General features: G+C 44.0%; 13 protein-coding genes. 8 read left to right on the top strand and 5 right to left on the bottom strand.

What is annotated here, in order from left to right; translation table 11 throughout:
- Position 1: 1 nt before the first annotated feature.
- Entirely contained in the window at positions 2-1,093 is a 1,092-nt protein-coding gene (locus tag NYE35_RS06765) for a DUF4097 family beta strand repeat-containing protein (protein ID WP_036680112.1), read from the top strand.
- Positions 1,094-1,167: 74 nt separating this feature from the next.
- Here the strand turns inward: NYE35_RS06765 and NYE35_RS06770 are convergent, their stop codons facing one another.
- Entirely contained in the window at positions 1,168-2,148 is a 981-nt protein-coding gene (locus NYE35_RS06770) for an aldo/keto reductase (RefSeq protein WP_036680109.1), read from the bottom strand.
- Positions 2,149-2,374: 226 nt separating this feature from the next.
- On the opposite strand from NYE35_RS06770, the gene leuB reads away from it, so the two are divergent.
- The 5 genes from leuB to NYE35_RS06795 all read left to right on the top strand — a co-directional run bounded on the left by leuB (position 2,375) and on the right by NYE35_RS06795 (position 7,908).
- Complete coding sequence (gene leuB, locus NYE35_RS06775) at positions 2,375-3,457, top strand: 3-isopropylmalate dehydrogenase (protein ID WP_036680106.1); 1,083 nt, start codon at positions 2,375-2,377, stop codon at positions 3,455-3,457.
- 171 nt (positions 3,458-3,628) lie between these two features.
- Positions 3,629-4,168, top strand: a complete 540-nt coding sequence (locus NYE35_RS06780) for a peroxiredoxin (RefSeq protein WP_076136214.1) — start codon at positions 3,629-3,631, stop codon at positions 4,166-4,168.
- A 225-nt stretch (positions 4,169-4,393) separates the two neighbouring features.
- Positions 4,394-4,801, top strand: a complete 408-nt coding sequence (locus NYE35_RS06785) for a hypothetical protein (protein WP_036680100.1) — start codon at positions 4,394-4,396, stop codon at positions 4,799-4,801.
- A gap of 391 nt (positions 4,802-5,192) precedes the next feature.
- Positions 5,193-6,296, top strand: coding sequence for an ATP-binding protein (locus NYE35_RS06790; RefSeq protein ID WP_076100434.1), 1,104 nt, complete (start codon positions 5,193-5,195; stop codon positions 6,294-6,296).
- Positions 6,297-6,402: 106 nt separating this feature from the next.
- Positions 6,403-7,908 (top strand): leucyl aminopeptidase, encoded by a 1,506-nt coding sequence (locus NYE35_RS06795; protein WP_340900363.1) that lies wholly within the window; start codon positions 6,403-6,405, stop codon positions 7,906-7,908.
- Positions 7,909-8,006: 98 nt separating this feature from the next.
- Here NYE35_RS06795 and NYE35_RS06800 read toward each other — a convergent pair whose 3' ends face one another.
- The 4 genes from NYE35_RS06800 to NYE35_RS06815 all read right to left on the bottom strand — a co-directional run bounded on the left by NYE35_RS06800 (position 8,007) and on the right by NYE35_RS06815 (position 10,732).
- Entirely contained in the window at positions 8,007-8,153 is a 147-nt protein-coding gene (locus tag NYE35_RS06800) for a hypothetical protein (protein WP_169744741.1), read from the bottom strand.
- Between the two features lie 103 nt (positions 8,154-8,256).
- Entirely contained in the window at positions 8,257-8,436 is a 180-nt protein-coding gene (locus tag NYE35_RS06805) for a FeoB-associated Cys-rich membrane protein (RefSeq protein ID WP_038569228.1), read from the bottom strand.
- Positions 8,437-8,480: 44 nt separating this feature from the next.
- A complete protein-coding gene (gene feoB, locus NYE35_RS06810; protein ID WP_036680095.1) occupies positions 8,481-10,493 on the bottom strand; it encodes a ferrous iron transport protein B in 2,013 nt (670 codons plus the stop codon).
- Complete coding sequence (locus NYE35_RS06815; RefSeq protein WP_036680093.1) at positions 10,490-10,732, bottom strand: FeoA family protein; 243 nt, start codon at positions 10,730-10,732, stop codon at positions 10,490-10,492. The genes feoB and NYE35_RS06815 overlap by 4 nt, the downstream gene beginning before the upstream one ends.
- Before the next feature lie 238 nt (positions 10,733-10,970).
- On the opposite strand from NYE35_RS06815, the gene NYE35_RS06820 reads away from it, so the two are divergent.
- Together NYE35_RS06820 and NYE35_RS06825 are read left to right on the top strand one after the other, a co-directional pair.
- Positions 10,971-11,930 carry an aldolase catalytic domain-containing protein gene (locus NYE35_RS06820; RefSeq protein ID WP_170914180.1) on the top strand — a complete coding sequence of 320 codons (960 nt, stop codon included), beginning with the start codon at positions 10,971-10,973 and terminating at the stop codon, positions 11,928-11,930.
- Between the two features lie 244 nt (positions 11,931-12,174).
- Positions 12,175-14,301, top strand: a complete 2,127-nt coding sequence (locus NYE35_RS06825) for a putative bifunctional diguanylate cyclase/phosphodiesterase (RefSeq protein WP_340900364.1) — start codon at positions 12,175-12,177, stop codon at positions 14,299-14,301.
- Positions 14,302-14,348: the final 47 nt, after the last annotated feature.

Genomic DNA, 14,348 nt, shown 5'->3' on the forward strand with positions numbered 1-14,348 from the left:
TATGGGGAGATGGAAAATAGGAAGTTTCACAGCAGCCTTGGGCTGCATTGCCCTTGGTGTCATTATCGTGATGGCTCAGTATGATATGATCAGCTATGAGGTGCTTGGTTTTTTATGGCCGGCGTTGTTGGTCTTATTCGGACTTGAGATGTTGATTAGACTTTTTATCAAATCCGATGTCAAAAGCCGTGTAAGCGGCTGGGCCATCCTGTTAATTATTGTGCTGATCGGAGCAAGTGGTGCTCAGACAGTAATGGCCGGAGGTTCACTCAGCAATCTGATCGGTAATACACATCTAACTCCGCTTAGTGGGAATGTGGAAGTGAAAGAGAATATTACGACGCTCAAAATTGTACTTCCAAGTGGAAAAGTAAAGGTTGAGGGTGTAGCTGGAAGCTCTTTGGATTATGAGGGAAGTTTACTGCTGCCTGGAAAATCGCAAAGTGATGCTGAAAGTGCACTAGAAAAGAAATGGAAGGTTAGTACTGAAGGAGATACACTGATTATGGAGCTTGATACCGATCATAATTGGTTCTCTAACATTCAGTTTGGATTCAATACCAAAAGTCCTTATCTAAATGTAAGTGCACCCAATAACCTTGCTGTTGAGGTTGAGACAAGTGATGGCTCTATAGAAGCCTGGAATCTAAAGTCAGGTATAGAGGTTGAGACAAGTAATGGTGCATTAAATATTCATGATATTGTCGGCGAAGTGGATGCGCATACCAGCAATGGGTCACTATCCGTACAGAATATCCAAGGTGAAGTTGAACTCGTGAGCTCTAATGGAGCCATAGTATTGGATAACATTGATGGGGCGTTGTCAGCCAAGAGCAGCAACGGCAAAATTACTATAAACTCAGCAGTGACCGGAAACTGGAAATGTACATCCAGTAACGGGAAGATTATAGTGGGCTTGCCGGCCGTGTCGGATGCGAAGATTATTGCAGATACAAGCAATGGCTCGCTGAAGGGGAATGTACCCTGGGATCGGGACGGCGATAGCTATGGTACCGCTGTGCTTGGTAAAGCCACTTATACTGTGGACTTAAGCACGAGTAATGGAAGTGTGACCGTGGACACAGCTGAATAAGAATGAATAAAAGGGAGCTGGGCTTCAGCGTATTGATTCTGCTGAGGCCTCAGCTCCTTTGTGATAGAACTTACCTACCAAGCATACGCTTTAGGGGCTTCACCGCCGGGTCCAGGGAATATTTCATCTAGTCGTTTAAGCACAGCTTCATCTAGCACAATCTCAAGACTGCGCAGCGCACTCTCAAATTGCTCCAGGGTGCGGGGGCCGATAATTGGAGCAGTTACAGCAGGATTAGCCAGTAACCAAGCAAGAGCGACATTATCCTGTGGTTCTCCCAGCTCCATACATAAGCTGGCAAAAGCCTCAAGCTGGCTCTTGTGCTGCTCTACACGATCTGCATTTCCGCCACTCCGGCTGCCCTCTATTTTTTTGAGTGCATTTCTTCCGAGCAGACCTCCATCGAGTGGGCTCCAAGGAATAATACCTAGCCCCAGATGGCGAGCGGCTGGCAAAACTTCAAGTTCAGGAAGCCGACAGGTCAGGCTGTATTTATGCTGCTCTGAGACTAGTCCAAGAAAACCACGAGCCTTTGCTTCTTGTTGAGCTATGGCGATATCCCAGCCTGCAAAGTTACTGGAACCGACATAACCAATCTTGCCTTGACTCACAGCCAGCTCGAAAGCCCCCCAGAGCTCTTCCCAGGACGTACTGCGGTCTATATGATGCATCTGGTACAATTCAATATGATCGGTCTGAAGACGCTGCAGGGACCCTTCAAGATGGCGGCGAATGATATATGAGGATAATCCTTCTTCATCATTAGGACCATCAAGGTTATCATTCATGGCTCCATAAACTTTGGTGGCTAGTACAACCTTTTCCCGCCGTCCGCCGCCTTGTTTAAACCAGCGTCCGATAATGGTTTCAGTCAGGCCAGAATTTTCGCCCCAGCCGTAAATGTTAGCGGTATCAAAAAAATTAACACCTGCATCCAGTGCAGCGTCCATGATGCGGAAGGCTTCTTTTTCATCCGTCTGCGGGCCAAAATTCATCGTTCCTAGACATAGGCGACTGACCTTCATGCCGGATTTGCCAAGCTTTGCATATTGCACTTCGCATTCACTCCTTTGATAGATGACTTCATATTAATTGTAAACATCTTCAGAACTAAGAGCAAATATGCTCAGCATTGACGGTAGTGGTCTGATCCTCTCTATTTATAGGCTATACCTATCAGCTCAATAGAATCTATATCTTTGTCCTTTACGACTGGGTATGATACAACAATATAAAGAAGAACTATGTCTGTTAGAGCAGAAAACTTGAGGAGTGACTGAGATGAGTGAAGTTAAAAAAATCGCCGTAATCGCAGGGGACGGTATTGGACCAGAAGTTGTAGCAGAAGCGGAAAAAGTATTAAAAGTAACAGAAGAAGTATTCGGTTATGCTTTTGAAACAGAGCACGCATTATTTGGCGGTATCGCAATAGACGAGAAGGGCACTCCGCTGCCGGAAGATACACTTGAAATCTGTCGTAGCGCAGATGCTGTGTTATTGGGTGCTGTTGGTGGACCAAAATGGGATAATAATCCAAAGGAGCTTCGTCCCGAAACCGGACTACTTGGAATTCGCAAAGCACTGGGGTTGTTCTCCAACCTGCGTCCAGCTGTCGTATTTGACTGTCTTAAGGATGCTTCGACTTTGAAGCCTGAAGTCCTGGAAGGCACAGATCTTATGGTAGTTCGCGAACTGACTGGCGGGATTTACTTCGGAGATAAATTGCGCCGTCAAGGAGAACATGGTGAAGAAGCTGTGGACACCTGTGTGTATAACGTAATGGAAGTAGAACGAATTGTCCGCCAAGCTTTTGAGATTGCCGGCAAGCGCCGTAATAAACTGGCGAGTGTTGATAAAGCGAATGTACTTGAAACTTCACGTTTGTGGCGTGAGGTTGTGAATAAGATTGCTCCAGAATATCCGGAGGTAGAGGTAGAGCATGTACTGGTTGATAACTGCGCAATGCAGCTGCTGCGCCGTCCATCTAGCTTTGACGTTATCGTTACTGAGAACATGTTTGGTGATATCTTGAGCGACGAGGCTGCTATGCTGACAGGTTCTATCGGTATGCTTGCTTCAGCTTCGATGGGTGACGGCAACTATGGTCTCTACGAGCCCGTTCACGGCTCTGCTCCTGATATTGCCGGACAAGGGCTTGCGAACCCGATCGCAACAATCTTGTCGCTGGCCCTGATGTTCCGCTTAACCTTTGGTTATGAGGATGCTGCTGCTGCAATCGAAGCGGCAGTTGCTGCAGTATTGGATGCAGGACACCGTACAAGTGATATCGCCGTGGATAAGAGCAAAGCGATCAGTACAACTGAAATGGGCGACCTGATTGTTGCAGCAATCCGCAAAGCCTAATCTTCTATTTATAATAATTATAAATAAATAATTGATCTAATCTTGACTTTGATTTTGTGCGATGATACCATTTGTTAAGTAGACAAGATATTATCTATTTCAGCATTTTTCAGTATATTGAGAGATACAAATGGTATTTTTTCTTACATAATCAGAGGGAGGATTCTAGCAATGGCGGAACGTTTAGTAGGTAGACCGGCTCCCGATTTTACTATGGAAACCGTATCTGGTGATGGTAAGGATTTTGGTAAAGTAAGCTTGTCTGATTATCGTGGCAGATGGCTCGTATTCTTCTTCTATCCGCTTGATTTCACATTTGTATGTCCAACTGAAATCACAGCTCTCAGTGACGCAGCAGCGCAGTTTGAAGCACTTGATACAGCGATTCTCGGCGCAAGCATCGATTCGATCCACAGCCACAAAGCTTGGATTAATACCCCTAAGGATTCCAACGGCCTTGGTCGTTTGAATTTCCCGCTTGCAGCTGATATTACGAAACAAGTCTCTAAAGACTATGGCATTTTGATTGAAGAAGAAGGTATCGCATTGCGTGGCTTGTTCATTATCGATCCTGAAGGCGAATTGAAATATCAAGTCGTTAACCACAATGATGTAGGCCGCAGTGTGGAAGAAACTCTTCGTGTTCTGCAAGCCTTGCAATCTGGTGGTTTATGCCCAATGAACTGGAAGCCGGGCGATAAGAATCTGTAAATTTTAGACCGTTATCATAGTGATCTTTGATATTCTGATTTCTACCTCCTTGCAGAAAATTTTCTGTAAGGGGGTTTTTTGCACCAAAAGATCTTGTATATCTAAATAGATTTGAAAATAGGCGCGAAAAGTTATATTATGTCCTCGAGTGGAGGAATCTCCATTGGGGTAATGTAATACAATAATAAACAATCAAAGGGTTATTTCTAAGGAGGGCGAACAAATATGAGCTTTTGCTGTGGAGCGAGTATGGTAGGAACAAAGGGGACCCTAAAACATTATCGCACGCAAGTCCATAATGTTCCCCTGCTTTTTTGTCCGGTATGTCATCGTGTGGAGGTTCACTACAAGGTCGAGAATGAATATGAGATCTTAGCGGAATATGCACATGGAGATGGTGTTACCGACGTGGACTTTCAGGACTATGTCATGGAAGACGAAACTGCAATTTTCGAGAACGTCATTAACGTCGAGAGTGAAGATCCTCTAGCCGTTGTACGCAATCAAATCGATATGGCGCTTGATCTGCTAGCTGTAGCCAAACAGATTGAGGATACCAAGTGGGAACGGGAATTGAAAAAAAGGTTAGCTGTGATGAGTCAGCGCCGTCTACGCCTGCAACAAAAGGCATAAGTTTATTACTAATTTTTTTGGCATGCCCCATTTTTCCATGTAAGCCTCCGCAATCGCGGGGGCTTTTTAGCTTTTTATAATCCTTTTTAGTTTTTCGTGATCCTTTTTAGATTTTTTTAAATCATTTAGGCGAATAAATAGCGATAAATATAATTTGATGTGATGTTTCATATGTCTTTGGAATCATTTTATGAATTTTTTTACCATTCGACAGTTTCTCCGATTGCGTTGTCTAGTTCTCTTGGATATGATTGGAATATAATTGAACCGGTTGGAAAAAGTGCAACGATTACCGAATGTTCTGGCGGCTTCGTCATACACTCAAATACATAGTAATTTGATGTCGCTTAAGCGTCTTCGTCAAATGCAGTAAAAGGGGGAACTTCGTATCGTGATTAGCCAATATCAAGAAAGTCTTCTATTACCGGGAAGAACCTATCAAACTGGACCTGTGGATACTACATACGAGGATGTTCTAGAGAATATTGACAGCGGAATCATGCTTTTTGATGAAGAGGGAGTTATAAGTTTTGTAAATAAGCAAATGTACGGGATGCTTGAACTTACCCGTCACTCTCTTGTGGGCTGCACATTTTCCCATCTGCTGTCTAATGTTCGACTGAGCCGTTCCAAGAAAAAACAAGTACTGCAGAGCTACAGAGAGATGGTATACAAAGGAAAATCAAATTATGAGTTTCTAGACGAGTATGGCCGTTACTGGAAGGTTACTTTATGCTGCGGAGAGCAAATGAAAGGCTGTTATTTGTTCACTGTCAAGGAAATCTCGGATTATAAGTTAATCGAACAAACGGCTTACCAGAACGATAGCTTAGCTATGCTAGGCAAATTATCCGCATCTATTGCCCATGAAATCCGGAATCCGTTGACCGCGATCCGGGGATTTATTCAACTGCTTCATCCATACTTGCATCAGCTGGGGAAAGAGGAATATGCCAAAATTATATTGGCCGAGATCGATCGTGCGAACGATATTATCCATGAATTTCTGTCCTCCTCTAAGCCGTCAGTTCCGCAGGTGGGGATGATACCCGTGTCCGCATTGCTCAAGGAGGTTGTTCTCCTTACAGAGAGCGAAGCTTTAATGAAAGGCTGCCAGATCAATCTTCATCCTCTTCAAGAGGACATGGTGATTTCTGGCGATGTCAAACAGATGAAGCAAGTCGTGCTTAATATGATTAGAAATGCAATGGAGGCTGTAGCGGATCGAGAAGATGATTCCATGGGGAAAATCGAGGTTGGTGCCCGCAGAGAAGGCTCTGAGGTCCGTATTTTCATATCTGACAACGGTAAAGGAATGGATATTCGTACACTGGACAGGTTATTTAATCCTTTCTTTACTACCAAAGAGAATGGTACAGGATTGGGTCTTTCCGTAAGTGACCGCATCATCAAAAATCATGGCGGATGCATTTCTGTTAGCAGCAGAGTTAACGAGGGTACTCATTTTGTGATCTCTTTGCCATTAATCCATTAGAATAAGTAATAAGAGGCTGATCCCTGCGGATAATACAGATGCGGAGATCAGCCTTTGTTATGTTACAATGGGTGTTGGTTTTGGGAAACAAATGGAGGTAATCACAATGAATATAGAATACAACAGTGGTGTTGCCAACAATGTGCAGGGTGATGCCCTTATCCTTATTATTTCTGAGTCTGAGGTCGAGAATGGAGGCTTTTCCGAAGGATGGGATGACAGAATTCGCCTATTGGGAAAGACGGGTTTATTTAAAGGCAAGCTTAATCAGACTTATGTACTACCTGCTGAGAATTCATCTGGTTGTCCTGTTGTTATTTTGGTTGGCAGGGGGGACCAACTTCTCACGACTGAGGATCTAAGGCAAATGGGGGCTCAGACAGCTCGTGCAGCGCTTCGTTTGAAGGCGCTCAAGCTGGTATTTGAAGTACCGGACACCTTGCAGGAGCTTACCGTAGAGAAGGATGTGACTTCTACTGCTTATGCGCTGACGGAGGGGCTAATGCTAGGTTCCTATCGTCGGGCTACCTATAAGCAGGTGCAGTCTTTTTATACAGGCCCAACAGCAGTTGTTTTCACTATAAAAGAGAAATTAGAGGGTAATGCCGGACGGGATTGGACTCAAGGCATTCAGAAGGGGCTAGCTTTCGGTGAGGCCACGAATTTGGCGCGGAGCTTGACCAACATGCCTGGTAATCTATTGACCCCCTCAGACCTTGCTGTGGCCGCTATAGAGGTTGCTGAGCGATATGGCTTTCCTTCTGAGGTGCTGGATGAACGGGAAATTGAGCAAAAAGGAATGGGCGGATTGCTCGCAGTCGGAAAAGGAAGTGTAAACCCTCCACGAATGATCGTCATCCGTTATCAGGGGACAGGGAATTGGGATAAGGTAGTGGGGCTTGTAGGGAAGGGAGTTACCTTTGACACCGGCGGGATTTCCTTAAAAAGAGCACCAGGCATGGAAGAGCTGATTAGTGATATGGGTGGGGCAGCGGCTGTACTCGGAGTAATGGAGGCGCTTGGCCGCTTACGTCCACGAATTAATGTCGTTATGGTTATTCCATCTGCGGAGAATATGCCATCGGCCAATGCTTTTAAGCCTGGAGATGTTATTACCTCCATGAGCGGACGAACGATAGAAGTGTTGAATACCGACGCTGAAGGCAGAATTGTCCTGGGAGATGCGCTGACTTATGCTCGGGAATGGGGAGCGAAACATATTATCGATGTAGCTACACTGACAGGCGCTGTGTTGTCCACTTTGGGAGATATAGCAACAGGTGCTGTAACTAATGATGAAGCGTTTCTGGAGCGATTTCTGGCCGCTTCAAGCTATTCAGGGGAAAAGGTCTGGCAGCTTCCGGCATACCCGGAATTTCGTGAGATGCTAAAGAGCGAGGTTGCCGATATCCGTAACACTGCTGGAAGATATGGTGGAGCCACTACAGGCGGATTATTTGTAGGTGAGTTTGCTGAGGGCTTGCCATGGATTCATCTAGATATTGCTGGCACTGCATATGTATCTAAAGAACGTGGAGTTAATCCTAAGGGAGCAACAGGTGTCATGGTTCGTTCTATCATTCAGTGGCTGCTGAGCGAAAGCGAGATCTAAACATCCGGGGAGCTGTCCGTTCTAAACAACAAGGGGTGTTCCCTAAACCAGAGTCTGGTTTAGGGAACACCCCTTTATTGAAATCCAAGAGCAGAAGCTTAAACAGTACGACTGGATTTTTTGGCCTTCGATTGGGAAGTGTAAGATTGAATGCCGTTCATAATTTTATCGCGAGTTCCCTTATTCTTCAGTAAATATGCTGCTCCCAATGCGACCGTTGTAAATAATGTCTTTTTGGTATTCATAGGAATTACCTCCTTGGTATTGTCTGTAGTTGCTTATAACAAACATACCCGTTAGTTAAGGAGGCTAAACGATAAATCACTATTTATTGCCCATTTTACAAGCCTACTTCTTGTTGTTAACCGGTGTTGAACAACAAGAAAGCGGGGAATCCATCGATGCTGCCGAGCAGCTTTTTCCTTTATCACAGCCTGCACAAGCGCCCTGCTTTCCCTTTTGCACATGTCGATAGATGGTCCAGCCAGAATAACCGAAAATTAAGGCGACAATCACAACATTTATCATAATGGTACCCCACTTTCATCATGAGAATCTTATAATTTACAAGTTTACGACCATCCTAATAACCGTCCGCCTTGAAAAATAATTAAAGATACGATATACGCCAGAACGAGAGAATACCCCATGGAGAAGAAGGTCCATTTCCAAGACGCTGTTTCTTTTTTGATTACCCCTACAGTAGCCAAACAAGGAATATAAAGCAGGATAAAGGCCATGAAGCTGATCGAACTTAGCGGTGTGAAGACTTGAGAGATTTGATTTTCTAAACCAGCAGCATCTGGTGCATGATAGATGATATTCATGGTAGAGACTACGACCTCTTTTGCCAAAAATCCCGGAACCAACGTAGAGCCAGCCTGCCATGTTCCGAAACCAAGCGGTGCCAGTAGCGGTGCGATCATACCCCCAAACTTAGCCAGGAAGCTGTGATCCATGTCCACATCAAACCCGCCAGGACCGGCATAAGACATAAACCAAATAATTGCTGAGCCTGCAAGAATAATAGTTCCAGCTTTTCGCAGGAAACCCTTGCCCTTTTCCCAAGTGCTGCGCGATAAGGTCTTGATCTGCGGCATACGATAAGGTGGAAGCTCGATCATGAAAACTGAGGATTCATTTTTGAATAAATATTTAGAGAATACCTTACAAAGAATCAGAGCAAACACAATACCCATCACATACATGGACAGAACTGCTACGGCCTCTTGCGCCGGAAAAAACACAGCTGCGAATAAAGCGTAAACAGGCAGTCTCGCAGAACAGGACATCAGCGGCATTAGCAAGGTGGTCAGCATGCGGTCTTTGGGCTGTTCGATGCTGCGCGCCGCCATTATGGCAGGTACATTGCAGCCGAAGCCAATGATGAATGGAATAAATGCTTTTCCGTTTAGTCCCATACGTTCCATGGTGCTGTCCATTAATAAGCAAACCCGAGCCATGTATCCTGAATCCTCCAAGAAGGAAATGATCAGGAAGAGAATGAAGATTTGCGGGACAAAGACGAGGACGCCCCCTACACCGCTAATTAATCCATCGACAATCAGGGCATGCGTGAAGCTGGATGCTCCAAGCGTCTGAAGCAGGGAATTGGCTCCATCACTAATCGGTCCGGAGATCAGGCCATCGAGGAGATCTGATAGAGGTCCGCCGACCCAGTCAAATGTGGTCTTAAAGAGAGCATACATAAAGAAGATAAATAAGGGCAGTCCTAGAAAACGATGCGTCAATATGGAATCTAATCTTTCTGTTAAGTTATGAGGTTTCTGCGTTGTTGTATCAAGTACAACCTCACAAATGGAGTGGATATAATCCATCCGCTGTGAGCGAATCCATTGGGGGAGCGTCAGGGCCAGCTTTTTGATCTGTAGCTCACTCTGACAGGATTCACAGATGTTTAGCAGGCGGGTGGTGTCCATACGTGTCTTTAGAAAATGAAGAATAACCGGATTCTGCTCCATAAGCTGTAGAGCAATCCAGCGGTGATTTGGTAAGTCCTTGATAGGAAGTAATTCCTTTTCTATAGAAGATATCGCATGCTCTACAATCTCACCGTAGTTCAACTTGAACTTTACAGCGGGAATCGCAGAGGATTTCTCTAAAATACTGAGGACTTGTGCGCAGCCTTTTCCCGTTCTTGCAACAAGCGGGAGGACAGTTATACCCAGTCGTGATTGTAAGACTTCATGATTGATGCGAATTCCACGTGCATTGGCGACGTCAATCATATTCAGTCCGAGTAAGGTAGGTTTGCCATACTCAAGTAATTGAAGCGTGAGCAGCAGATTTCGTTCCAGCTGTGAAGCATCCACGATATTAATTAAGGCTTCTGGAGATTCTTCTATTAGATACTGGGCAGCAACCCCCTCATCGCGTGAGAGTGGATGCAAGGAATAGATGCCCGGCAAATCAATGAGCTTGCCAGCGCCGTTCTTCAGGCTGCCGATCTTCTTTTCTACAGTTACCCCTGACCAGTTACCAACATATTCGTATGAGGAGGTTAACGTATTGAAAAGAGAGGTTTTACCTGTATTGGGGTTACCTACAAGAGCTATTGAACTCAAGACACGTTCACCTCAATCAATGAAGCTTCCTTCCGGCGGATGGCGAACAGTTGTCCATTGCACTCTAAGGTAATAGGTCCTAAAAAAGGTCCTTTTCCTTTCAGGCGAATGCTCACACCCTCGGACACTCCAAGATCAGCCAGACGACGGCGTAGGATAGGATTGATTCCTTCTATTTTATGAATATATCCGGTCGAACCCGGTTGTAGTCGCAGCAATGAGCAAGAGGTAGAAGCCATTTTTATCCCTCCAAAAGAGACTGATAATCAATCTCAATGATTTTCTTGTAATGTAGCATTTTTAGGGCTTATTTACTGTGATCATTGTCGCTGACACGTTGTGGTAATAGCATTAAGGAGAAGAAGATGAAATTCCTTTACATTTTATTCTTCATTAAAGTATGATTATACGATATAAATTGCATAGTAAAGCTATATTCGCGGTTATAATGATTGCAATAGTTGAAGGGAGATAATTATGAAGACTAATCAATGTAAGATTGTTGACTGCACCATCCGAGATGGGGGCCTAGTGAACAACTGGGATTTTAGTGTGGAATTTGTACAAAACTTATATGCCGGCTTGAATGAAGCTGGTGTTGATTATATGGAAATCGGTTATAAAAATTCACCAAAATTGCTCAAAGGAGCAGAGGGTGCCGGACCATGGCGTTTTCTGGACGATGATTTCCTGCGTAAAGTGATTCCGCAAAAAGGTCACACCAAGCTATCTGCTTTGGTTGATATCGGCCGCGTGGATGAGAATGATATTTTGCCCCGCAGCGAAAGTATGCTGGATTTGATTCGTGTGGCATGCTACAGCAAAGATGTAGAAAAAGCCCTCCAATTGGTACAAACTTTCCATGATCTAGGCTATGAGACAACGATCAACATTATGGCTTTGTCTAATGTTATGGAGAATGAATTGTTGGAAGCTTTTGAAATGATCCGTGAGAGCGTTGTTGATGTGGTATATATTGTAGATTCATACGGCAGCTTGGATCACAATGACATGAATTATCTGGTTGAGAAGTTCAAGACACATCTGCCAAACAAACGTCTAGGCGTACATACTCACAATAATCTTCAGTTGGCGTTCTCCAACACGTTGATTGCTGCTGAGAATGGTGTAGAGTTACTGGATGCTTCTTGTTATGGGATGGGACGAGCTGCAGGAAATTGCCCTACAGAGCTGTTAGTAACTCATTTGAAGAATACACGTTACTCCTTGCGCCCTGTGCTTGATATTATTGAACGCCTGATGATTCCTTTGCGTGAGAAAGAGGAGTGGGGCTATATCATTCCTTATATGATCACAGGTACACTTGATGAGCATCCACGTTCAGCAATGGCACTTCGTGCATCTGCAGACAAGGATAAATCCGTTGATTTTTTTGATAAGCTTACAACACCAGAAGTAACCTTTGGTGACAAATAAACCTGAGTTTCTTAGAAGCACTGAACCCTTTCGTAGGGGGAAGTGCTTTTTTGGTTGCCTGCTAGCAGAAAATGGTTTATATTTATGCAAGATTTATGAATATATAACTTATAAACGCGCCTTCCATTTGAATGCCGATAAAAGAAATGTAACTTAAAAGTCCTATCCCGCCGATATTTATACGTAGGACATAACTATACTTGAATGTTAATTAATAGATATTATTTTCAGACGCGAGGGACTTATGAGACAAGAAGAGAAAAAGACAATTCAAGCAGCTGCTGTAGGCGCCTTGCTGTTCCTTTTAATTCAAATTTTCCATACATCGCTTAACCGATTGGACGATTGGGATATTATTTCTTCTCTCTATCTCATTGTCGGCTGCTGTAATGTTGCTTTTGGATTTGCAATATTTGCACAGGGCTGGTTATTCTTCTCTAGCAGATTATCTAAAGGAAGATTATATGCCGCTGCTCTTTTTGGTGGAATATGTATTATTGATTTTTTGCATACACTGGGTTTTGTGGGCATCCCGTTGATTTCATCATTCATAACTTTTGAAGAATCGTTGTGGCTGCGAACCCTCTCACGACTAATCAGCGGTTTAGGAATGTTGTTTATTTTTAGCAGGGAAGATAAGCCCGTGTCTGTCTCTGAAAAAAGAAAATTGTTTAGAATAGCCTTCATGCTGATTGTGCTTTCCATTGTTTTGTTTATTCTCAGCCACTCGGCGTTGCCTCAGTTATTAACTAAGCCTTGGATGAATCCTTTGAAGCAGATTGCTGATTTAGCAGTTCTTTTTGTTTACTTGGCAGGTGTTGCAGTTATTGTATTTCCTGAAAAAAGTGAAAAGTCAGCCTCACTGCTTATTATTATTCGAGCACTTATCTTTTTCTCTTTGGGCCAAGCCTTTTTTATGAGTCCATTCAGTAGTGGCAATATAGATGATCTTTTTGGAATGGTGTGTAGCGGAGTTGCTTACTACTTGCTGCTTACCGGAGTATATCGTCTGACGATTGAAGAACCCTTTTACGAAAAGCAGTTGGCTGAGGAACGGATCAATTATTTAGCCTATCATGATGATTTAACGGGACTTCCCAATAGACGTCGTCTGACGCAGCGTGTAGAAGAGATGATTATTGCTGGAGAGAAGAAAACGAGCGATAAATTCTCAGCGTTAGCTATTATGAATATTAATCATTTCAAGAATATAAATGACTCCCTGGGCCATTTTGCCGGAGACCATTTATTGAAGCTGGTGTCTGAGCGGCTTGTGAATGAGGCCAAATCTACTGAAGAGCTTTATAGTATGGGGGCAGATGAGTTCGCTTTTCTTATGATGGAGAGAGCAAGTCTTGGAGAATGTTTAGTTCGAGCTACGGAGCTGCATCGATTATTTGAGATACCTATTGCTTTAGAGTCGGGGGAGTACCATATTTCGCTTAGTATGGGTTTAAGTATTTATCCCGGTGACGGTGAAACTGCGGAACATCTAATTCAGAATGCTGATACGGCTGTACATAATGCCAAGGAACAGGGAGTGGAGATTCGCCGGTATATCCCAGCTATGCAGATGAAAGCAAAGGAACGTCTAAAGCTGGAAAATGACCTCCGCAGAGCGCTTGAACGCAATGAATTCTTTCTGGTGTATCAGCCAAAGGTTTTGCTTGAGACGGAAGAGATCGTAGGAATGGAAGCCCTGCTCCGCTGGAATCATCCGAAGCGTGGTCTGGTCTCTCCTGCGGAATTTATCCCGTTAGCTGAGGAGAGTGGCCTCATTGTTCCGATTGGGGAATGGGTTCTCAAAACAGCTTGTCTGCAGAATAAAAAATGGCAGCTGGCCGGCTATGTGCCGATTTGCGTCTCCATCAACCTATCTATGCGGCAATTCCTTCAGCCTAATCTAGCAGGGAGGATTCATACCATCTTAACCGACATTGGATTAGATCCGTGTTATGTCGACCTTGAGATTACTGAGAGTATGACCTTGGATAAAGAAACAGCCTTTGATCAGCTGAAACGTCTGAAAGAGCTTGGTGTCTTCATCAGTATTGATGATTTTGGTACAGGCTACAGCTCCCTGCATTATCTAAAGAACATGCCGATCGACAGATTGAAAATCGACAGGTCGTTCGTATCAGAGGTTATGGAGGACAGCAACAATGCTGCTATAGTCTCTACAATCACTTCTATGGCGCATCATTTGAAGCTGAAGGTTACAGCTGAGGGTGTTGAGAACAAGGAGCAGCTGCAGTTTCTGCGTGAGCAGCATTGTCATGAAGCTCAAGGATTTCTGTTCAGCAAACCTATTCAACCAGCAGAGTTTGAGGCGATATTTTTAAAAAAGGCACCCCTCGGCGCTTCCCTGTAAACTAAAAAAATGTTGATTTTTACTTGTAGAGATGATACAATAACTCT

The organism is Paenibacillus sp. FSL L8-0494 (assembly GCF_038003695.1).
In the GTDB taxonomy this organism is placed as follows: domain Bacteria; phylum Bacillota; class Bacilli; order Paenibacillales; family Paenibacillaceae; genus Paenibacillus_AQ; species Paenibacillus_AQ odorifer.

What these genes read in the sequence shown, in the direction of transcription:
- NYE35_RS06805 (WP_038569228.1), bottom strand. Translation starts at nt 8,436, where the DNA reads ATGATAAATGTTGTGATTGTCGCCTTAATTTTCGGTTATTCTGGCTGG.
- NYE35_RS06800 (WP_169744741.1), bottom strand. Translation starts at nt 8,153, where the DNA reads ATGAATACCAAAAAGACATTATTTACAACGGTCGCATTGGGAGCAGCA.
- NYE35_RS06780 (WP_076136214.1), top strand. Translation starts at nt 3,629, where the DNA reads ATGGCGGAACGTTTAGTAGGTAGACCGGCTCCCGATTTTACTATGGAA.
- NYE35_RS06785 (WP_036680100.1), top strand. Translation starts at nt 4,394, where the DNA reads ATGAGCTTTTGCTGTGGAGCGAGTATGGTAGGAACAAAGGGGACCCTA.
- NYE35_RS06795 (WP_340900363.1), top strand. Translation starts at nt 6,403, where the DNA reads ATGAATATAGAATACAACAGTGGTGTTGCCAACAATGTGCAGGGTGAT.
- NYE35_RS06825 (WP_340900364.1), top strand. Translation starts at nt 12,175, where the DNA reads ATGAGACAAGAAGAGAAAAAGACAATTCAAGCAGCTGCTGTAGGCGCC.
- NYE35_RS06765 (WP_036680112.1), top strand. Translation starts at nt 2, where the DNA reads ATGGGGAGATGGAAAATAGGAAGTTTCACAGCAGCCTTGGGCTGCATT.
- leuB (WP_036680106.1), top strand. Translation starts at nt 2,375, where the DNA reads ATGAGTGAAGTTAAAAAAATCGCCGTAATCGCAGGGGACGGTATTGGA.
- NYE35_RS06820 (WP_170914180.1), top strand. Translation starts at nt 10,971, where the DNA reads ATGAAGACTAATCAATGTAAGATTGTTGACTGCACCATCCGAGATGGG.
- NYE35_RS06815 (WP_036680093.1), bottom strand. Translation starts at nt 10,732, where the DNA reads ATGGCTTCTACCTCTTGCTCATTGCTGCGACTACAACCGGGTTCGACC.